This is a genomic window from Alteromonas sp. CH_MED4-4 (assembly GCF_037029575.1).
Taxonomy (GTDB): Bacteria; Pseudomonadota; Gammaproteobacteria; order Enterobacterales; family Alteromonadaceae; genus Alteromonas; species Alteromonas macleodii.
This window is the reverse complement of sequence record NZ_JAYMEU010000007.1, coordinates 55,761-77,252: the sequence shown is the minus strand read 5'-3', so window position 1 is coordinate 77,252 and position 21,492 is coordinate 55,761. Positions and strand designations below refer to the sequence as shown.

The window sequence follows — 21,492 nt, the reverse complement described above, 5'->3', positions numbered from 1 at the left end:
AAGCTAGGATAATGTATGAAGCGCGCCACGTACGTTTTACTGGCTTCTCTTATTGCTTTCACTGCATTGGGCGCGCTGGTGGGGCTCGGCCTGAGGGGTAAGCTTGATAGCGTAATTGAGCGCTTTTTCGAGAATAACACGGCGATTTATCAAGACAGCCACAGGTTAACTACCATTCAACAGTTCCAACCCTTATCGTGGGACGCGCTGTTACCTGACGCAGAAAAGGCGCTGTTGGGCAAGACCCAATCGACTCAAAATCCTCAGCAGAATTTACCCCTTCATGAACAGGTATTTCAGTCTATTCAACGCACGTTTGACGATGAATACCAGCAAGCGCTTATCTCAGTGAATACGGTTGATACATTTAACGGCAAGTACGTCGAGCTCAGCGGGTTTATTGTGCCTGTAGAGGCCAATGCACAGCGAGAAATAACGGCGTTCTTCATTGTGCCTTATTTCGGCGCGTGTATTCATTACCCACCACCGCCACCGAATCAAATTGTGTTTGTTTCGTTGAATAATACCCACGAGCGAGGCGGTATTAGAGGAATAGACATCCAGCAGGCGTATACGTTCTCGGGTGAGTTTTCTACCGGGTTGTATGAAGACCCTCAGGGCACATCCGCTTACTTACTGGACGTGGTAGAAATTAAGCCCTATTCAGGGCTGGGAAATGGCATTAACGATGACAACGCTAATTTAACGAACGGCGCTTTCCATATAGAAAGCGACATTCGTTGATTTTACTTTGTCAATGCTCTACCAAGAACCGTACATGGGGTTTGGCAGAATAAAAATCTCTGTGCCCACTCGTGGCATGAGCAACTCAACGTTGGCAGATTCTTGGGTTACGCCGCCCACATCTTCAATGTTGTCGCCAATTTGCATGATAATAGTGTGAGGCACAGCCCACGTAGACGACACGTCTTTAGACGTATTCGAACATGCGATCTTGCCCTGGGTAAGCTGCATTCTGCGCAAGTCTTTGTCATTAACCATACCTTCTTGGCCTACCGCTTCTTTGTCTTCAGCAGTGCGGCCAACAACACAGGTATTACTCGTGGTAAGCGGCAAACCTTGCGCCAAAAGGTTATTCCAGGTGTGACTATCAAGCGCTTTATTGCGATTCGTAATAAGCGCCACCTTGCCATTTCGTGCAACTACTTCATCGATGAAAGCGGCTACACCAGGCACCAGTGTGGCCTCTTCACGTCTTACCCATTCGGCCCAGCTTTGTGAAGAATATCCCAAGCCAGCACTTTCCCGTTCTTTTTGATAGGTGCTATTGTCTAGCACGGTTTCATCAACATCCATCACCACAACATCGCCATTAGCAAAACGCGTAGGTAGCGCTGAAATAGCTTGGCCATACACAAAACTTGAAAGAACAGGGTACTCTTTGCTGCTGGTTTGGTATATCACGGCATTTGACAGAGTGTGTGATTTTACACCAGCAAGCGGGGTTGATGGCGCAGACGAGCACGCCGCAATAGCTGATACTGCAGCGCCTATGCACGCCGCTTTGCTGATGTAAGAGAGCTTGTTAAGAGATAACAATGTTATTTTCCTTTTATTGTTTCTTCTGCCTACCGGTTTCAACACCCAAATTATGTCTGAATTTATCGATGAACTGGGCCTGATAATTCAGCAATGGCGTCGTGTGCATGCAGACTTTCTTGATGTTCTACTTTTACACGAAAATAGGTAGCTTGGTAATACGTACTTAACGCTTCATGCAGTCGCCTTACCGAATCTTCTACAAACATTAGGTTTTCAGCATTACGCTTGGCAAACGCCTGTTCATCTTCACGCTTAACTGCGGTTTGAAGCGGTGTGCCTAACGCGTTTTCTATCAGGTCAATAATACCAATAAAATCGGGGATCTCGTTGTCGCTTAAATCTAGGGTTATATCGGCAAAAGAACGCTGTGCATGCGCCGTGGCGATGCTGGCTTGTTTAGAAGCGAGCCAAGCGCCCATTTCTTCTACGGATAAACCTTTTCCTTCGAACTGCTGCACAAATACTTCTGATAACGCCTTGCGAGAGAGGGAGGCCGAACAAGGACAAGTACTAGAGTACGGTACTCTTAACTTAAGCTGTGCCTCATAACGTTCAGGTGAACGCCTTACGCAAAGTGAAGCAGGGTACGATTGATATCCTGACATCCTACTTATGAGCGCCGGACGCGACACGGTGAGGTCAAAGTGTAAATTAAGCTGGGCGCTGTTGCTCAGCCCATCTTGAGACTCGATAAGCGCGTTCATCAACGACACAAGTGCCGACTTATGTAAGTCTTGGTTGCTCAAATATCGCTGCAGCAAGCTGTACAATCGAGACATGTGAATGCCTTTAGCATTGGGGTGATCTAAACTCACTGTTACATCAACCGTAGCCTTACTGGCTAAGCGCTCACCGCGTTTACCTAGCACGTGCAGAGGGATAGCAATGCCCTGCATGCCTACACTATCAATAACAGGAAGTTGCGCAGTGGAATGCTCTGTAGTGACATCGGGAAGTACCGTGTCGGAATGATTAAAACTAGACAAAATAACCTCTGAATGAGACCTCAAAAACGGCTTACATCATTAATATTGCGAGCGTCGCTCGATAAGAATTACCCGCTTTTGAGATTATGATGAAACTAATAGGGTTGTGATTGAGTGGTCTCGCGCTCTTCGCAAATAGGCTCCTGCACGGTCGACCTAAGCCTATAGTTAATCAGGTGCGCACCAACGATAATAAACGACGCGATTACCGTGATTGTTACTTCACCATATTCACCAAGCACTTCGTGTCCTAAGCCTATCCACTCAACGAGCAGCGGACTACTTAAAAGCGTTAGTCCAAAAACGCCAGCAAATACTACCCACTTATTTTTGTGATGTAGGTAGCCTAGTGAGAGCGCAAAAACACCGATGGGCAACACAAAGAACAGCAATATTTGATGGAAGGTTTCATCATTGAGAATTGACACACCTGCCAATGCAGGTATGGAAATTAATAAAATAGGCGTTAATAAACAATGTATTACGCAAAGGGATGAAAGGAGCATAGCGAGCTTGTCTGAAATAAACTGCACTTTTGGCATTGCGCTGCTTCCTTGATATATCGAATTCATAGTATGTCCGAAAATTGCTATGGCGCACGCATAATTGGTGAAGCTTGCGCCTGAGAGAGTAAAAAATCTAACTAGCTGCTTATCAGTAAGGTTGGCTGACTTGGCGTTATCTCTAGTGCGCCTTGTCCTTTGTTGGTTACCCAAATTGCATTAACGTGCTGCAGGCTTGGCCAATGGGGAAACCCTGTCATCTCAATACGCTTTACGGGGCCTTGGCAACTAAGCAAATATGCGACACGAAAATCAGAATGCGTGTTGCGATGGGCATGGTCTTCGTGTTCACTTTCATGCTCGTCATGCTCGTCATGCTCGTCATGCTCGTCATGCTCGTCATGCTCGTCATGCTCGTCATGCTCGTCATGCTCGTTAGCTACCTCCCATGGGCTTTCAAGTGTGGTATCGAGTAATTCACACGTATTGCTCAGGGTAAAAATATCGTCAAAGCGCTGAAAAACCTTTTGCGTTTCTTTATAACGTTTTTTCTCGCTAGACGTGGATGGCGCGTATTCAAACCCCAGAACATCAGCAGCAGGCAGCTGCAGCACAAACTGCCACTCACTTCCCGCTTGTAGGATTTGTAGTTTGCCTTCGCCGTGAGTATGAGGCGCAGCATGAACAGCGTTGATACCAATCCCAGCCAAATTCAATCCGACAAAAGTACCTACCTTAAGAAAAGTTGAAGAGGCGCGTAGCGCTTTTTGTGAATTCTTCCACGTAATAGAAATAGTTTTCATTTTTACCTCTTGCGTAAACGTTACAATATAACATACCATAAAAATAAATATGATACATTATCACATTACACAAATTCAGAGGTTAGAATAATGAAACTGTCTCGATTGGCGTTAGGCTTATCGCTTTCAGCGCCTGCGTTGCTATTAGCATCTCCGTCAGCGCTGGCACAAACACTTTCTGGCACGGTAACTAATGCAGCCGGAAAGCCGCTCGCCAATGCCACTGTTGAAATTGAGGCGCTAAAGCGCGTTACCAGCACTAACGAGCTGGGCGAGTTTACTTTCTCTAACGTAAAGGAAGGCGACTATACGCTTCACATATTCGCCTCTGGCTTCGCTCACTTACATGAGCATGCGCAAGTTCAATCTGACAACGCAGAAGGCGCTAACTTTGTCTTGGCGCGCAGTGCTATCGAAGTGATTGACGTGCACGCCACGCCTATGCATTTATCGGTGATGGAATCGGCCACACCAGTGAGCGTGTTATCTGGCGAAACCTTACGTCGGCAACAAGCGGCCACGCTGGGCGATACGCTAGAAAAATTACCCGGCGTACAGTCTAACTTCCATGGCAATGTTGCGAGCACGCCAATTATTCGTGGCCTTAGCGGACCACGGGTACTGATTACTCAAAATGGCTTGGATGTGAGCGACGTTTCCCGTGTTGGCCCCGACCACGCAGTAGCAAGTGAAGCCTCAACCGCTAAACAAATTGAAGTGCTGCGTGGGCCAGCAACCCTGTTCTTCGGAAGCGGTGCGATAGGCGGTGTGGTGAACGTAGTTGACCAACGTGTGCCCACGTCCACTGAAACGCGCGGTGAATTTGTATTAGAAACGCAAACCGTTAACGACCAGAAACTTGGAACGTTTAACGTGACTACTGGGGTGGACAACATAGCCTTTTACGCTGACGGTTTTTATCGCGATTCAAATGATTATGAAACACCTGTTGCCCCTGACATTGATGACCCAGATGGCGCCCATGTGGTTGAAAACAGTAACGAAGAATCGAATGGGTTTACGTTAGGGACCAGCTATTTATTCGACCAAGGCTATGTTGGCGTAGCGGTAGAGCGATTTGAGCGAGAGTATGGCGTGCCTGGGCACAGCCATGGCGGAGATACTTCGGTATTCGCTGATCTTGAGCAAACTAAGTATCAGCTTTTAGGTGAGTACAACTTTACCAATGACTTTTTGCAAAGTGTTCACTTTAGAGCGGGCTATACCGATTATGAACATGCTGAAGTTGAGGGCGGTTTACTAGGTACCACTTTTAGTAATGAAACCGAAGAACTTCGCGTAGAGTTATTGCATAAACCCATGGCTGGCTGGCGCGGTGGTATCAGCCTTCATTACAAAGGGAGCGATGTATTTGCTCAAGGCGAAGAAGCCTTTACACCGCCTTCAGAAATGGAGATGTTTGCTGTAGCACTCATGGAAGAGCGTCACTTTGGTGATTTTCTGGTTCAATTAGGGGCGCGAGCGGAAAGCGTAACATTAGACGCATCAAGTGTGCTGCTGCCTGAGCTTGACGCTCACGAGCACGACGATGAACATGATCATGATGAGCATGCTCACGACGAACATGAAGGCAGCGAGTTCGTACGACAGTTCGCGGTGGATCAAGAGTTTACACCTATATCGCTATCAGCGGGTGTGGTTTATACCATTAATGAAAGCTATAACGTGGGCGTTTCACTTTCCCGTTCAGAGCGCGCCCCTTCTGCCTCTGAGCTTCTTTCTTTTGGCCCGCATATTGGCACCCGTACCTATGAAATTGGCGCCCTGTTTGATTTGTCAGAGGAAGGCGAGTTTGTGCTTTCTCAAACGGCAATCGATCTTGAGACAGCAAATAACATCGACCTAACGTTCAGAAAAACACAGGGTGACGTTGGCTTTGTATTTAATGCCTTTTATAACCAAGTAGATAACTACTACTTCCAAGAAGAAACCGGCTTATTCGCTGAAAGTGGTCATGACCACGATCACGATGAAGAAGGCCACGGTGAAGAAGAGCATAGCGAAGATGAACACAGCGATGAATTACCTGTTTACCTGTTTGGTTCAGCTGACGCCGTTCTTCATGGTTTTGAGTTACAAGTTGCCTGGCAAACCACTGACAACCTAAAACTCGATTTCTTCGCCGACTACGTTAAAGCCCGCCTTAAAGATGGTGGCGCACTGCCTCGCACTTCGCCCATGCGAGTGGGCTCACACGTTGCCTACACGTTAGATAACATTCGCGCAGATTTAGACATCACATATTTTGCAAAACAAGACGATATCTCGACGTTCGAGACTGAAACGGACGGCTACACCCTTGTTGATGCTTCAATCACGTACGACATTCCTTTGGGAGATATTGATTTATCGGTTTACCTGAGCGGTGAAAACCTAACCGACGAAGAAGCGCGCGTTCACACCTCATTTCTGAAAGATATTGCACCACGTCCGGGTAGAAACTTTGCTTTCGGCGTACGCGGTTATTTCTAAGATCAGCTTATAAAAAAGAATTATTGATAGGGATACACACATGAAAAATAGACTAGTACTAAGCGCCATAGCCAGCGCACTTTTGCTCGCAGGCTGTGGTGATGCAGAAACCAATATTGTAGAGCTGGATCCTATTGAGGTGCCAGAGGATGATCACGACCACGACGGCCATGATCACGATGACGACCACGACTCAGACTATGATATTGAAAGTGAAGGCAGATTGGTTGTTGCCGATGCTGCATCAAATACGCTCACTGTCTTTGATCTAGATGATAATTCAGTACTTGATACGTTTTCTGCAACCTTTGATGGAAGTAGTGTAAGCGCCTCTGCAGACTATCGCTTTGCAGTCATCAACAGCCGAGCAAACGGATTAACTGAGTTTCTTGATGGTGGATTATGGCGAGAAGATCACGTAGAGCACCTGCACGACTATGAAGAAGCCCCAAGTCTGTCTGGTTTCACACTTGAAGGTAGTCAACCGACTCACGTAGTAACACACGACGGTCAGCTTGCTGTGTTTTACGATGGAAATGCGGACACCAGCATGCCGGCAGCGGTAAAAGTGGTAACCGATACCCAAATTGCCAGTGAAATTACAGCAGTTCCTACTTTGGAATTTACTGTAAATATGCACGGTGTCGCGGAACCGCGTGGAGACATACTAATTAGTACTGTACGTCGTGATGATGCAGAGTCTCGTTCTGCTAATCCAATCTTGCCAGACAGCGTTGCGGTATATCACTGGCATGATGGCGAGTACGAAGAAGAGCAACGCTTTGATGGCGAGTGTGCTGATTTACATGGCGCCGCTCAAAACGAAATCGCTGTGGCATTTGGCTGTAGCGACGGCGTATTAATTCTCAACGAAGATGATGAGGTATTTACCAGCGCGTTTATTGACAACATTGATGGGCTTGGCGCTCTGCGCATTGGCACAATGTATGGACATGAACACGCAGAAGCGTTTATTGGTATTGCTTCACAGCACGGCGGTGGCAGCGCCATCTTGGCCAATGTGTCGCCTGTAACTAGCACAATGAGCGTGATTGACTGGCAGCCAGAGACTGACGCTCATGCAGTGTCATACGGCTTCTCAATGGGCGGTGAATTCTTTGTTATTTTAGATGACAAAGGTTTTGTAACACTGCTAGAAGCGCATGAAGAAGACGGTGACACGCACTGGGAATTTGCGCACAAAATTGATGTGGCCAGTGCCAGCGCCGCAAACCTAGCAGAAGGTCAGTCATCTAGCATGGCGGCATCGCAACACGAAGAAGTCTTGTTTGTTGTTGACCCTGTTGCGCAAGCTATCCTCGCTGTTGATTTGGAAGCCGAGACCACGGAAACCTTGCTTGAATTGGATTTTGAGCCTGCAGGAGCAGTTTGGCTAGGTATTGCTGAACAACACGAGCACGACGATCACGACCACTAATTAGATGTAGTGCTCTGCAAAATGCTAACAAGCATTTAGATCGTAGATGAAGACTAGGGGCATAGCAATATGCCCCTATTTAAGAAATCGTCTGACCCAACTTACCTACTTCCGCTTTTGACTCTGATCTTGTGGATAAAAGAGAATCACGCAAAATCTAACAAATCAGTACCGAAGAAGTTATCGATGACACAGCGCCATTCACCCCTTGCATCCCTTTGCAGAACGTAAACGGCGCGCTTACCCTCGCAGGGTAGGGCGTTGGGTGTTGCTTTAGGAACAAGGTAAAGCTTAGCGACGACTAGCGCTACGTCACCGGCTTGTATAACCCGTTCATCTCCGGTTGTAACAAAATGATCGGGCATGAATTTCTTTTGAAATTTAAGCAGGGCATCAACGCAGTCTCGCTGCGTGGCATGTTCTTCAGCGGCTTGGTTTTGCGTTGAGCTGGACATAGGGGTCGCGACCACTGTTGCATCGCTAGCATAACATAGGGATAAGGCGTCTTGATCGCCGCGGTTTACTGCGTCATGCAACTGTTGTAACACGTGAGATATTGGATTGTTCATGGCTGTCGTTCCGTTATTTTTACCGCAAGACGAGCCAATAAAAAACCCGCCTTTGCGGCGGGTTTAGTGAATTTTATTTACGCACTAGCTAACCCGCCCATTCCTTAGAATAGCGAGAATAATAATCAGCGCAGACGCTGAGTAAGCAGTATGTATATTCGTGTTTTTAGGCATAGTATTTAAAAACAATGCTGCTAGTGAGTATTTAATGACCCGAGTATCCTGTGCATAATGAAGAAAGTCAATGGGTTTTTAGGTGTAGAAATTAGACCCATGCGAGTGGGTGGGCAAGCGGTAAGTGTAAGGTATAAGATGTAAGGTGTAACGCTACCCTAGGCTTCAAATATGGTAATGCGAATAATCGAGCCCTGCTTTAAACAATTATAAATATCTCTATCAGTGAACCCGCTATTGCGGAGAAGTTGCCTGGCAACTAGCTTAGCGCCTTTTGTACACTGCTTGTCACGTATTACTCGAAGTGCTTTGTTTAAATAACTTATAGAAGGCATGATAAATAACCTTACGCGCTAGGCGTGAATTTTGTATGATATTTGAACGATATGTTTTGGTGTAATGATCACACAAACCATACAAACTGTGTTACGAATTAAGGTGGAATTTGACCCTTGGAGTTACTTTATAGCTGGTTAACGGCCAATGATGCGATGTCGATGTCATCATCAGTAGTACTTGTTGTTACCTCCTTCTTTACGTCGATGATGACAGCAACGCTGGGTATTGGTGGCGGGGTCTTATTACTGGCAGTAATGGCCGGTACTATGCCAGTCAGTGCGCTGATCCCGGTTCACGGTTTAGTACAGCTTGGTTCAAACGGCAACCGTGCACTGATGACGGCAAGGCATATCGACTGGAATATGCTGAAGTATTTTTCTTTAGGCGCAATCGTTGGCGCTTTTTTGGCCTCGTTTGTTGTGGTTCAGCTGCCGTTGGTTATTATTCAATTTGCGGTTGCCGCATTTATTTTATTTCTGGTGTGGGGGAGTAAACCCAAAGCACAAGAAATGAACCCCGCGGGTAGAACATTGGCAGGGTTGGTAACCACGCTGGTTTCAATGTTTGTAGGTGCCACAGGGCCTCTGGTGGCGGCATTTGTACACAGAAATAATTACAGCAAAATGCAGATAACCGGCACGTTTGCCAGCTGTATGACACTGCAACACGGCCTTAAAGCGTTTGTTTTTACCTTTGTAGGATTTTCTTTTGCCCAGTGGGCCGGGCTAATCATTATTATGATCGCCAGTGGTGCGCTCGGCACATTCATCGGCTTGAAAGTATTAAAGCGTGTCCCAGCTGAAAAATTTATGCTGGCGTTCAAGATAGTGGTGACACTGTTGGCCCTGCGGCTCTTGTGGCAGGCATTCTCAACCTTATTTCCCGCTGTAATCTGACACAGTTCTTTACCTTCAAAATACTTACGTTAGTGCGCAAGTTTTCATTTCTAGCGTTTAAAACGGCATGTGTATCAGACATTACGAGTAGATAAACCAGCGAAGGAGAATCACTGGTTTATCTTTATGCCTTTTGGAGTTTGAGTTTTAAACGGTTAGAACCTGTAGCTCAGCGATAAATGCCACTCTCGTCCCGCAGCGGGTACTCGCTCACCTACTGCAACATCAGTATTCATCACGCGGTTAATTCCTGCTGTGTGTGGGGCGTAGTGTTTATCAAACAGGTTATGAACGGTTGCCGTTACCTGAAGGTTTGACTGTGCATTATCTATAAGGGTGAAAAGCCCCGTAATATGCACCAATCCATATCCAGCGGTAGTGTTTTCACTTTGTAGCGCTGAAACGTGGTTTTGTGCTCCTGCCAATTCTGACGTTAATTGGAGTGCCATTGGCGTATCAAGCAGCTGTGTGTCCCATTGAATGGTGGTGATCAGCTGTTCGGGGGCAATACGAAACAACGCATCGTCGATATCGTCGCGATTACCGTGCTGAACACTTGCTACTGCGTTAAGCTTCACGTTATCAAACACATTACCCGAAACAGTCAGATCTGCCCCTTTGATTACGGCGTCTGTATTAGTCCACTGAAATGGTGTTGTGCCTGCCATCATGGTGGAGACCATATTGGCAGCCATATTCGTGCTGGGAGAACCAGTAATATAGTCTTCAATATCTTGATAAAAGAGGCGAGGAGAAACTGACCAGTTTTTGAAACGGTAATCAATACCCACATCTATTTGGCGTGCAGTTTCGTTGTCTAGAGCCAAGTTACCAATGTAGTTAAATCCGTCTGCCATTCCCCCAGAAATACCAAGAGGTAGCCACGTATAGCGCTCGAAGTAAGTAGGGGCACGGTTTTTCTGCGATACGCCAAGGACAACATCGACATTGTCGCTGGCGTGATATCGCGTGCTAGCGGCAATATCTAACATGTTATAGCTCTTACTGCGTTCTGCCGCGTTGAAATCATCAACGAGTGAAGCAATGGCTGGGTTCATCATAACCATATTAGAACCGGCTAGCCCGGCATCCATGTCAACACGTGTATATCGGGTACCAATTGTTGTTGAAAAAGATGCTTTATCTCGCTGCCATTCTGCGTATACGCTGGCTGTGTCTTTTTCTACGTTGGTAAAGTTATCAACGAAGAACATGCCGTTATTAGGGTTGGTGATGGTCGAGTTATTCCTGCTGTGGTGCAGATAGGCACCCAGTTTGAGGTCACCTTCATAAAATGGCATTACATAGGTGGCATCTACACCTTGAGCAATAGCATCAGCGTTATTCTCTCTCGCCATGTCGGCAGACATCACCATGCGCTGTGAGAAGTTGTCCATGGCATGTTGGTTGCTGTTGCCAAACCAGCTTAACGTGAAGAACTCCCTATCGTTTGCGTTATAGCGATAGCCCAGTCGATACCAAGCGGCATCAATAAAACCAATGTCCATGGCTAAAGCAGGCGTGCCGCTTTCGTTAGTATTAAGTTGCTGATAACTCACATCGATTTGGTGATTGCCCCACTCGACGCCCGCCCTAAACTTACCGCCATTTCTTTGGTAATGGCTGTTTGGTATAACGCTGTTATCTCCCGACTTTTGTTCGTCGCGCTGCTGATGAGTGAAGGCGCCGCTAACAAAAGCCTGCTCACTCTTATAAAACAGATTGCCTTGGTATTGCTGACCGCTTCCCGGAGATATTGCGCTGGCACTTACGCTACCGCTAAAGCCTGTATTCAAGTCAAAAAGTGCTGAGGCATCAGAGTGAATGCGAAGCTTTCCGCCTAGCGTCTGCACACCTGCACTTACTGGCACAATCCCCCGGTAAAGGGTGGCAGTCAGTCCTGGTTCTGGCAGCACATGAGAAAGGGGCGAGTCCATGGCGTTTGGTCCTGCTCCAGCAATATCAACGCCATCAATGCTTACGCCAACTCTGTCACCATAAAGTCCTCTATACTGAATAAGCCCGGTGACTGGGCCGTTTCGAGATATCGACACGCCAGGTAATGTGGCAAGCTGATCGCCGAAGTCAGCGTCAATATTGCTGGTAGCACTAACAGACTCTTGCTCGATATTTTGCGTGCTAAGGGAAAGCGGTGTGCCAATAACGGTGACCACTTCTGTCGAAGTGTTATCGGCCAAGTCGATGGTGTTTGCGTAAATGTGTACGGGCGCGCACGCAGTGAATACGGCAAGCGCAATGATAGATTGCTTCATAACAATTCCATTTTAAAAAACGAGTGTTGTGCATGGTGAAGGCATGCATGCTCAGTGTGTTTTGGAGGTTGTTATGCGTGTGGTGGGGCGCGGCTTAGCGGCGCCGCGTAAGCAAAATCTGTAAAGGGCTTAGCCGCTAAACGCGCGACTAAGGCGCGATAGCGAACCAGCGATAGTAAAGGTAATGTGGCATGTAGTGGCTCGTCAACCTGAGGTAAGTCGGCTAGCGTGCCATTGGTACAGTCAACGTGCTCGGCGGGTGCTTTGAGCAGTTCGGGGCTAACAAAAACGAACTCACCTTCAAACTCAGTGGCGCTAATTGAAATGTAGCGCATGGTCTTGCCAGTACAAATAAGTTCAATATCTTCACCTACAAACGCACGTGCTTGCTGCATAGTATGGGCAGCAAGGCCAAGTGCTAATGCATTTTGCAAAAGCATACAAAGGCAAAGTGTTAGTGTAAGTAGGCGTCTTAAAGTCATTTTTCTTTATCTGGTTAGCGCCTTTTTATCATAGCCTGCGTTTTGGTAATTTTTCTACCTATTATTTTTAAGTATCTCCAACCCCCGCTTTTTTCAGCTTTCTGTAAAGTGTACGGGTACTCACTCCTAGCGCTTGCGCAAGTTGCTGGGTATCGCCTTCAAAAGACGTGTAAACCTGACGTAAGTATTGGCGTTCCAATTCGTCTAAGGTCACAACGTTACTGTGAGATGAAGAGGCATCATTGATAGCATCAGAGCTTATGTTATCGAGCTCGGGTAAGTCTGTATCGTAAATAACGGTTTCATCAGCCAGTAAAATAGCTTGGTCTACAATGTTTTTGAGTTCGCGAATATTGCCTGGGAACGGGTAGTTGGTTAGTTTTTCTAGCGCGTTTTTATGAAACCGTTTTTTCTCTTTAGACATTGCCAAAAAATGAGCGGCTATCAGTGCTATATCTGATTTTCTTTGTCTTAAAGAAGGGAGGTTGATAGGAAAACCGGCAATGCGGTAGTAGAGGTCCTGTCTGAATTCGCCCGTTTCCACCATATGCTTTAGATTCTTGTGTGATGCACACACTAAACGAAAATCAGCCTTTTTAGACACTGTGCTTCCTACAGGCCGATAAGTTTGAGACTCGAACAGCCGCAGAAGCTTTACTTGTGTGGAAAGTGGGATATCGCCGACTTCATCAAAAAACAATGTGCCGCCTTCCGCTGCTTCTACGAGCCCTTTCTTATTTGTGGTTGCGCCTGTAAATGCCCCTTTTTCATAACCGAATAGTTCGCTTTCAAGCAGCGTGTCAGACATGCCGGTACACTCGATGACAACAAATGGTTTGCCAGCACGGTGACTACTCGAGTGAAGTGCTTGGGACACCAGCTCTTTACCCGTGCCGGTTTCGCCAAACAGTAGTACTGAAATATCTGAGTTAGCGGCGCGATTTATTTTGTTTAGCATTGCTTTAAATGCCTCTGATTCGCCGACCATCTTTCCTGCTGAAGGTCGGTTTGAGGCAAACGAAAGCTTATCAAGTATTTCCAAGAAACCTAATAATTCTCCGCTACCGTCGAAGATCGGGCGCATGAGGATGTCGCAGTAGCTTTGACCCTCACTGGTGGTATGAACGTGTACTACGCTAGCCGCTCGTCCTGTGGCTTTACTCTCTTGCATGGGGCAATGCTCGCCGCACTTATCGCAAGGTTTGTTGTTGCGGTGAGAGACTTGATAGCAGGTACTAAAGCCAAGCTTTATATCCACAGGGTAGGTGTCTCTGTAGGGCTGGTTGACAGCTTCAATAACGTAGCTTGGGTTAATGAAGATTGCGGGTTTATCTATCGCATCTATCATCGCTTGTACTATGGATATATTCATGGGTGGCTGAATATTAGTTTGTTCTAATTTAATTTTGGCAATTTATCATATTGGCATAGAGCTTGTTCATTGTTTGAGACAAACGACAATACTTCGGTAGCAACTCATTCAGTTCCAAAGAGAGTTTTATAATGAAAAATAGCGTAATGCTGGTGGCGATAAGCTTATTGGCAAGTAGTGCTCATTCATTGGCAGATACAGTGACTGCCAATGAGAAAAAAAGTGAAAACAGTGTACAGGAAAAAGTCAAAGAAGCGCGATTACACGCAAAAGCACTGGGAGGCGCGCTAAAGTCACGACTACAGCAAGCTATTCAATCCGGAGGGCTAGAGGCTGGCGTTAACGAATGCCAGATTGCAGCGGCTCCTATTGCTCTGGCGCTTAGTCAAAACGGGTGGGAGGTTGGGCGTACCGCGCTGAAAGTAAGGAACCCAAACAATGCGGCAGATCAATGGGAGCGTGAGCAGTTAGCGTGGTTTTCACAATTACTGACCAAAGCTAAGCAAGACAATTTGGCCCCTAAAAGACCTATTGAAACTTATCAATACGATAGCGAAAGCGGTGAGTTTAGGTACATGATGGCGATTGAGCAAGGTCAGGTGTGCATGGCATGCCACGGAGCTAATGTGGCGCCTTCAGTAAAACAATCCATTCTAAAGCACTATCCCAACGATCAAGCTACAGGGTTCGAATTGGGAGAATTACGAGGCGCGTTCACACTCTCATATACCCCTTAACTTTTCCTTATACTCCACTTTTTGACAATCTGCTAAGCAGCCTTTCTCTTGTGCCATATTTGTCACCTAAATGACAAATATGGCGAATGCATCGCCATCAATTGTTGCGTTGGATCAATAAGCCACACGCTCGGTCGTGGAATAATTTATCTGCACAGTACGAAAATACCGCCGTTTATCGGTAATTGCGCTTAAGCAGCCAAATTACTGATGTATGGCATAAACCGTGCTCTTGCCATGCGGCATATTCACGTGTTCATCACTGAATTTTAAACCACTTTTCTGCTAAGCGTTTAACGCGCAAACGAAATACAAGGGAGATAACCCATGAGCGATACGTTAATAGAACTATCGCGGTGGCAATTTGCATTAACTGCAATGTTCCACTTTATATTTGTACCCTTAACTTTGGGGCTTAGTTTCCTACTTGCCATTATGGAATCGGTATACGTAATGACGGGTAAAGAAATTTATAAGCAGATGACCCAATTCTGGGGAAAGCTGTTTGGAATTAACTTTGCCATTGGTGTAGCCACAGGCTTAACCATGGAATTCCAGTTCGGAATGAATTGGTCTTACTATTCTCACTATGTAGGCGATATCTTCGGTGCGCCACTTGCCATCGAAGGCCTAATGGCCTTTTTCCTAGAATCTACCTTCGTGGGGTTGTTCTTTTTTGGCTGGGACAAAATGTCAAAGGTGAAGCATCTGATGGCGACTTGGCTGGTGGCCATTGGTTCAAACTTCTCTGCACTGTGGATCTTGATTGCTAACGGATGGATGCAATACCCAGTAGGGGCTGAATTTAATTTTGAAGCCATGCGTATGGAAATGACCAGCTTTGCTGAGGTTATTTTTAACCCCGTAGCACAGGTCAAATTTGTTCACACTGTATCAGCAGGTTACGTGACCGGCGCAATGTTTGTGTTGGCAATTTCAAGTTACTACCTGCTTAATCATAAGCATATCGCCTTTGCGCGCCGTTCGTTCGCCATAGCTGCTAGCTTTGGCCTAGCCTCAACGCTTTCTGTGATCGTGCTAGGAGATGAAAGTGGTTATGAGCTTGGTGATGTACAAAAAGTGAAGCTGGCAGCAGTTGAAGCTGAGTACGAAACCCATCCTGCACCTGCGCCGTTTACTGTGTTTGGTATTCCAAACGACGAGAAGCAGGAAACCGAGTACGCCCTTCAAATTCCTTGGGCAATGGGCATTATTGCTACCCGTTCGTTAACCGAAGAAGTAAAAGGTATTAAGGATCTTAAAGAAGAGAATCGCGAGCGTATTCTGAGCGGAATTAAAGCCTATGAAGTGCTTGATGATGTAAGAAACGGCACCGCGACAGCTGAGCAACGTACTGCCTTCGACCAAAATAAAGACAGTTTAGGCTACGCTATGTTGCTAGAGCCTTTCACTGAGAACGTTTCAAATCCTTCTGATGCCGCGCTTCAACAGGCAGTAGATTACAGCATTCCGCCGGTTGCCCCATTGTTTTGGAGTTTCCGCCTTATGGTTGTGGCTGGCTTTATTATGCTTGCGCTATTTATGTGCGCCTTTTACTACAGCACTAAACACAAGATTACAAAGCCACGCTGGTTATTAAAAAGCGCGCTCTACGGCTTGCCGCTTCCTTGGATTGCCTGTGAGGCTGGCTGGTTTGTCGCTGAATATGGCCGCCAACCATGGTCAATTGCAGAGGTGCTTCCGGTGCATACGTCGGTATCTAATCTCGCCGTAAGCGACGTGGTAATAACCCTTGTAGCCTACAGTGCTTTCTACACCGGCATGTTCATTATTGGTTTTTACCTAATGAAGAAGTTTGCCAAGAAAGGGCCAGTTCCACCTGAAGATAAGCAGCCTGACACTGAATTTGATCTTATTGACCTTGATGAGCAAGGAGCAAAAGCATGATTGATTATGAACTACTGAGAGTCATTTGGTGGTGCTTGGTTGGCGTTCTGCTAATTGGCTTCGCGGTTACTGATGGCTTCGATTTGGGCGTTGGAGCACTGCTCACGCTTATTGGTAAAAATGACAAAGAGCGCCGCGTAATGATAAATACAGTAGGGCCGCACTGGGATGGCAACCAAGTTTGGTTTATCACCGCAGGTGGCGCTATTTTCGCCGCGTGGCCTATGATTTACGCCACTGCGTTTTCTGGGTTTTACCTCGCGCTGGCCCTTACCTTAATTGCCCTTTGGATGCGCCCGATAGGCTTTGATTACCGCAGTAAATTACCTAACCCGCAGTGGCGTAAAGCGTGGGATTGGGCGTTATTTGCTGGCGGTATTATCCCAGCCCTTATCTTTGGTGTGGCGTTTGGTAACCTGCTGTTAGGCGTACCGTTTGAAATGGATAGCACGCTTAAATCAACCTACACAGGCTCGTTCTTTGGCCTTTTAACACCGTTTGCGCTGGTGGCAGGACTGCTATCTGTGGCTATGTTGCTGAATCACGGTGCAACCTGGCTACAAATGAAAACCGATGGCTTTATTGAAGTTCGCGCACGTGCAGTATCGGTTGTGTTAAGCCTGGCTGGTGTCACGCTATTTGTACTTGCAGGTCTTTGGGTAGCATTTGGATTAGATGGCTTCGTGATTACGTCGGCAGTCGATACCATTGCTACGTCGAATCCACTTAAGAAAGAGGTTGCCATTGAAGCTGGAGCTTGGGTGAGCAACTACAGCAAATACCCCCTTATGATGGCAGCACCTGTGCTGGGTATTATTGCGGGTCTGGCCTGTGCGCTTTTCTCTAAGAAAGGTAATGCAGGCATGGCGTTTGTATCGAGTGCGCTATTTATAGCAGGCGTTATCTTAACAGCTGGCTTTTCAATGTTCCCATTCCTAATGCCAAGCATCACTATGCCAGAGGCGAGCTTAACCGTATGGGACGCTACGTCTAGCCATATGACGCTAAACGTAATGTTTATCGTTGCCTGTATCTTTGTGCCTATTGTACTTAGCTACACGGCCTATAGCTTTTACGTAATGCGCGGGCGCATTAAACACGAAGACCTCGACCAGTCTCACACCATTTATTAAGGAGAACGCTATGTGGTATTTCGCTTGGATTTTAGGAGTTTTGCTGGCGTGCTCTTTTGGCATTATCAACGCCATGTGGTTGGAGTCGACGGAAAATATGGATAGACCCGAAGACTAGGTGTTTTAAATAGCGCGGAGTTCATCTGTTTTCAAACACGCCGTAAACCCATCCATGGGGGCTCTTCAGCAGCGTCCCTGCTGCTGAAGGTTTGAAAACGGATGAACACCGCGCTATCAGTTTAATTGGCAGGTTCTTGCAGCCAGCCCACCACCACTTCGAAAAGAATGAAAAAGAAATGCGAGATTTGCTCTCGTTACTAAGTAACGAAAAAGATGAGTCAAAACCACAGTGATCAAAGAAAAAGTTCCCAACCGGCAAACGCTCAACGCGTGGTCCAATAAGATAGATAAGGCGCAGTCGCTTGGCTTACGTACCTCTCTTACGGCCCAAGTAATGGTTAAGTGTTTGTCGCTTTTTTCTTTGACTATTGGGTTCTATTATTTTTCTCATATTGCTCATGACTGGGTAGTAAACCAGTCTCCTGCAACAGCGAGTGATGTCACAGGACTTGCCGTTTCTCTGGGGCTTAGCTGGCTGCTACAAGGCGCATTCAATGCCTTATCTAGTAGTGCAAGAATGCAGGTGTTAAACAAGCTCGAACAGCACCTACAACACGTATTCATTGAGCGTCAACATGCGCTTATTCGACAGCACTCGGTTTACTATTGGCAAACGGTGTGGCTGCAGCATTTACAGGCTTTTGCTGACTGGGCACTTGAATATCGAGTGCAGCAATTGATTGCAGTTGTTGTCCCATTATTTGCTTTAGCCGTTATCTTTTATGTGAACCCCGTTATAGGGATTGGCCTATTACTGACATTGCCGGTAGTGCCGCTTTTTATGATCATTGTGGGCAAGGGAGCCGCTGCCCTACATCGAAAGCATTTTATCGCCCTTGAACGTTTGGGAAGTTTATTTACTGATAGGTTAGCCGCGCTGCCGATGCTGGCAAATTATCAGGCGCATCAAAAACAAACAGCCCTGCTTAAAGATGCCAGTGAAAATTTGAATGCGCGTACTATGAAAGTAGTGAGCGTAGCGTTTTTGTCCAACAGCGTGCTCGACTTCTTCGCAACACTCGCGGTTGCACTTACGGCAGTATTTATTGGTTTTTCACTGTTAGGTGAATTGAGTATTGGGCCGGAAATAACGCTCCAGCAAGGCTTATGGATATTGCTGACTGTGCCATTGTTACTCAGTGAAATGAAAAAGTTGGGGCAGGTATACCATCAGAAGGCGCAAGCAGAAGCCGCCAAAGCTGAACTCGCGCCGTTATTCTCGCGCTTCACGCAAAATCTTGCTTGTAGTGCAGTGAATCCGGTCAACGCTGACACAACCCACCATTATTCATCAGAACACGAGGTATTGCTTGCGGCTAAAAACCTTAAGGTTTTTGACATAAACGCCCCGCAACCTCGCTTGCCGAGCGGTAAGGATAAATCGGCTGTTGATGATACTCCTGCACTATTGCACGCTGAATCTCTAGAAGTATCAAAGGGCGATAAAATACTCATTAGCGGGCGCTCTGGTTCAGGTAAAACACTATTATTAGAAGCCTTAGGCGGTCAAAGACCTAGCACACATACATTCAGTGAACCGGTAATTTGGATTACCCAGCACCCCGTGATCACGCCAGGTACCGTACGTGAAAATTTGTGCTTAAACGACACCTATACAGACGACGCGCTTATGAAAGCACTAGAAACAGTAGAACTTGACGCGTGGCTATCGTTATTGCCTTGCGGGCTTGATACGGTAATGACTGATTATCCGCTGCTTTCAGGTGGAGAAGCGCAACGGCTGTCGCTAGCGAGAGCGCTGTTGCGCAAAGACGATATATGGTTACTAGACGAGCCTACAGCCCATTTGCCAGATTCCCAGCATGCAAGATTGGCACAGCTAATTGAACGTTTGGGTAGAGACAAAACACTGATTTGGGCTTCTCACAAAGCACTCCCTGCAAACTGGTTTAACCGCTTTTGGACGGTATCGCGAAGCACGCCCGAACAAGACGCCATTTCCAACTCAAACTTCAACTCAATGTCAAAATCAGAGGCAGGGCTTAAAAGCAAAATAGGCGCAGTACAAGACGGGCACCTACAAGGCTGTAGCAGCGTGACGGAAACGAGCTTTAAGATGAATGCCAATCAAAAGGAACGTAGCCTTGATGAAAAGTAAACCGGCTTATCTCACGCTGCTGCTTGCTCTTTTACATGGTATGGCAGGAATAACTATTCTTGTTATTTCTTCGTGGTTTATTGCTATCAGCGCTATTGCACCAATAGGTTTTAATTACGTTATTCCCGCGGTGGTTATTCGGGCGCTAGCACTACTTCGCATTGCTTCGGGATATGCCAGTATGTGGGTGGTTCATAACGATTTGCTTACCCGTATCGCAGAGGGGCGCTTGCTTGTATTCAGTCAACTTGAAAACAGTGAAATTACCGACAAAGCATTCACAACAGAGGCATTAGCCCAGCATACCGAAACGCTTGCCAGTCGGTGGATTGCTTGGATAGCTCCGCTTTCTAACATCACATTTATATTCACTAACCTTTGCGTTGCTGCGGTATGGTTTGACCTTCCCGGCACCTCGTTTTTACTTACACTTTTTGTTATTTGGCTCTTCATCGTTGTGCTGCAAGGCTTTATTGGTTTAAACGTTGCGGAAAAAGCGACAAAGGAAAATAAAGTGTTTCGCCAAGAGTCAGCCGACTTCCTTAACTGCAGCGCTTTATGGCACTTAAATAAAACAATGACAGATAAGCCGCAGGAAGAGGGTGGACATGTGATCAATAGTGTGCCGAGTGCTGACAGGGTGTGGCGACAACAAACTACGCAGAAAGACAAAGCGCAACGCGCGAGCTGGTGGTTTCAAGGCGCGGCATTTTTCGCGGTAGTGTTAGTTATGTCGGGCGCAGTAAGTCCAATATCTGACTTTTCGTATATGCCTATTGCTATTGTTGTGCCCATGATATTGATGGCTGCGCCTGATTGGGCTGGTGCAGCTTTTCACAGCATTACCAAGTTTGCACAGCACAAACAAAGCGCGAAAGCCCTTAAGAAGCTCAAAACCTCACCCATTAAAGTACTTGAACGCACCGAACTGCACCATTCACTTACGTTATCTGATTATACTGCCAAAAATAGACGCTTACCTTTGGTTAGCGCTACATTTCCAGCCTCTGGCATCGTATGTATATCCGGGCCGTCAGGCTGTGGTAAGTCATCTTTGCTTCAGTCAATTGCGGGGGTTGTGCCTTCTACTGGACTTAAAGAAGTGGATGGCATGCGTATACCCGATGGCTTAATTACAAACTGGCGCTATGTGGAACAAGAGCCAATAGTACTTTCTGGCAGTGTCTCTTCAAATTTAGACCCTGCCGGAATGGGTATTCCCCTTGATGACATGACTAACCTGTTGGCTCAATTAGGGCTAGAGGCACTGTTGCCGTTGTCTATGTGGGTTGGCAAGGCGGGTAGGACGCTCTCTGGGGGAGAGTGTAAGCGACTAACCTTAGCCCGTGCTATTTTATCTCACGCAAAAGTGTTGCTTGTTGATGAACCCTTCGAGGGATTGGATGTAACTACTCAACATAAAGTGTGTGAGGTATTAAATCGCTACGCCGCCAACCATCTTATCCTTGTTGCTTCTCACGTTACGCCAAGCGCGTTGAATGTATCATCAACACTACTATTAGAAGAGGCGAGAATGGATAACCTTTGTGCAGGTCAGCACGCTATCAGGTTGCCTTAATATAC

At 46.6% G+C, this 21,492-nt stretch carries 18 protein-coding genes; 10 read left to right on the top strand and 8 right to left on the bottom strand.

Going from position 1 to position 21,492, the window contains the following annotated elements; all coding sequences use genetic code 11:
- The first annotated feature begins 15 nt into the window (after positions 1-15).
- A complete protein-coding gene (locus WA381_RS06865; protein WP_156087153.1) occupies positions 16-744 on the top strand; it encodes a DUF3299 domain-containing protein in 729 nt (242 codons plus the stop codon).
- An 18-nt stretch (positions 745-762) separates the two neighbouring features.
- Here WA381_RS06865 and WA381_RS06860 read toward each other — a convergent pair whose 3' ends face one another.
- The 4 genes from WA381_RS06860 to WA381_RS06845 form a co-directional block, all read right to left on the bottom strand.
- On the bottom strand, positions 763-1,560 hold the full coding sequence (locus tag WA381_RS06860; protein ID WP_014977704.1) for a 5'-nucleotidase, lipoprotein e(P4) family: 798 nt from the start codon (positions 1,558-1,560) through the stop codon (positions 763-765).
- A 62-nt stretch (positions 1,561-1,622) separates the two neighbouring features.
- Positions 1,623-2,549 carry a GTP cyclohydrolase FolE2 gene (gene folE2, locus WA381_RS06855; protein ID WP_156087151.1) on the bottom strand — a complete coding sequence of 309 codons (927 nt, stop codon included), beginning with the start codon at positions 2,547-2,549 and terminating at the stop codon, positions 1,623-1,625.
- Between the two features lie 95 nt (positions 2,550-2,644).
- Entirely contained in the window at positions 2,645-3,121 is a 477-nt protein-coding gene (locus tag WA381_RS06850) for a MerC domain-containing protein (RefSeq protein WP_262385693.1), read from the bottom strand.
- Positions 3,122-3,192: 71 nt separating this feature from the next.
- Positions 3,193-3,855 carry a ZrgA family zinc uptake protein gene (locus tag WA381_RS06845; RefSeq protein ID WP_231506586.1) on the bottom strand — a complete coding sequence of 221 codons (663 nt, stop codon included), beginning with the start codon at positions 3,853-3,855 and terminating at the stop codon, positions 3,193-3,195.
- Positions 3,856-3,945: 90 nt separating this feature from the next.
- Between WA381_RS06845 and WA381_RS06840 the strand changes: the two genes are divergently transcribed.
- The gene (locus WA381_RS06840) at positions 3,946-6,348 is read left to right on the top strand and encodes a TonB-dependent receptor (RefSeq protein WP_231506585.1); all 2,403 of its coding nucleotides are present in this window, start codon (positions 3,946-3,948) and stop codon (positions 6,346-6,348) included.
- Positions 6,349-6,388: 40 nt separating this feature from the next.
- On the top strand, positions 6,389-7,786 hold the full coding sequence (locus WA381_RS06835; RefSeq protein ID WP_156087147.1) for a 5-methyltetrahydrofolate--homocysteine methyltransferase: 1,398 nt from the start codon (positions 6,389-6,391) through the stop codon (positions 7,784-7,786).
- 146 nt (positions 7,787-7,932) lie between these two features.
- Here WA381_RS06835 and WA381_RS06830 read toward each other — a convergent pair whose 3' ends face one another.
- Positions 7,933-8,355 (bottom strand): YybH family protein, encoded by a 423-nt coding sequence (locus WA381_RS06830; protein ID WP_156087145.1) that lies wholly within the window; start codon positions 8,353-8,355, stop codon positions 7,933-7,935.
- A 626-nt stretch (positions 8,356-8,981) separates the two neighbouring features.
- On the opposite strand from WA381_RS06830, the gene WA381_RS06825 reads away from it, so the two are divergent.
- Positions 8,982-9,764 carry a sulfite exporter TauE/SafE family protein gene (locus WA381_RS06825; RefSeq protein ID WP_049585629.1) on the top strand — a complete coding sequence of 261 codons (783 nt, stop codon included), beginning with the start codon at positions 8,982-8,984 and terminating at the stop codon, positions 9,762-9,764.
- Positions 9,765-9,919: 155 nt separating this feature from the next.
- Here the strand turns inward: WA381_RS06825 and WA381_RS06820 are convergent, their stop codons facing one another.
- The 3 genes from WA381_RS06820 to WA381_RS06810 form a co-directional block, all read right to left on the bottom strand.
- Positions 9,920-12,037: a TonB-dependent receptor plug domain-containing protein gene (locus WA381_RS06820; protein WP_156087143.1), complete on the bottom strand. Its 2,118-nt coding sequence runs from the start codon at positions 12,035-12,037 to the stop codon at positions 9,920-9,922.
- A gap of 71 nt (positions 12,038-12,108) precedes the next feature.
- Entirely contained in the window at positions 12,109-12,519 is a 411-nt protein-coding gene (locus WA381_RS06815) for a hypothetical protein (protein WP_014951154.1), read from the bottom strand.
- 67 nt (positions 12,520-12,586) lie between these two features.
- The gene (locus WA381_RS06810) at positions 12,587-13,867 is read right to left on the bottom strand and encodes a sigma-54 interaction domain-containing protein (RefSeq protein WP_039233678.1); all 1,281 of its coding nucleotides are present in this window, start codon (positions 13,865-13,867) and stop codon (positions 12,587-12,589) included.
- 155 nt (positions 13,868-14,022) lie between these two features.
- Between WA381_RS06810 and WA381_RS06805 the strand changes: the two genes are divergently transcribed.
- The 6 genes from WA381_RS06805 to WA381_RS06780 all read left to right on the top strand — a co-directional run bounded on the left by WA381_RS06805 (position 14,023) and on the right by WA381_RS06780 (position 21,487).
- Positions 14,023-14,628 carry a Tll0287-like domain-containing protein gene (locus WA381_RS06805; protein ID WP_101566263.1) on the top strand — a complete coding sequence of 202 codons (606 nt, stop codon included), beginning with the start codon at positions 14,023-14,025 and terminating at the stop codon, positions 14,626-14,628.
- 327 nt (positions 14,629-14,955) lie between these two features.
- On the top strand, positions 14,956-16,536 hold the full coding sequence (locus WA381_RS06800; protein ID WP_156087141.1) for a cytochrome ubiquinol oxidase subunit I: 1,581 nt from the start codon (positions 14,956-14,958) through the stop codon (positions 16,534-16,536).
- Complete coding sequence (gene cydB, locus WA381_RS06795; RefSeq protein ID WP_156087138.1) at positions 16,533-17,669, top strand: cytochrome d ubiquinol oxidase subunit II; 1,137 nt, start codon at positions 16,533-16,535, stop codon at positions 17,667-17,669. The genes WA381_RS06800 and cydB overlap by 4 nt, the downstream gene beginning before the upstream one ends.
- 10 nt (positions 17,670-17,679) lie before the next feature.
- Entirely contained in the window at positions 17,680-17,787 is a 108-nt protein-coding gene (gene cydX, locus WA381_RS06790; protein ID WP_061096111.1) for a cytochrome bd-I oxidase subunit CydX, read from the top strand.
- A gap of 231 nt (positions 17,788-18,018) precedes the next feature.
- The gene (locus WA381_RS06785) at positions 18,019-19,908 is read left to right on the top strand and encodes an ATP-binding cassette domain-containing protein (protein WP_156087137.1); all 1,890 of its coding nucleotides are present in this window, start codon (positions 18,019-18,021) and stop codon (positions 19,906-19,908) included.
- Positions 19,898-21,487 carry an ATP-binding cassette domain-containing protein gene (locus WA381_RS06780; RefSeq protein ID WP_156087135.1) on the top strand — a complete coding sequence of 530 codons (1,590 nt, stop codon included), beginning with the start codon at positions 19,898-19,900 and terminating at the stop codon, positions 21,485-21,487. The genes WA381_RS06785 and WA381_RS06780 overlap by 11 nt, the downstream gene beginning before the upstream one ends.
- Positions 21,488-21,492 lie beyond the last annotated feature (5 nt).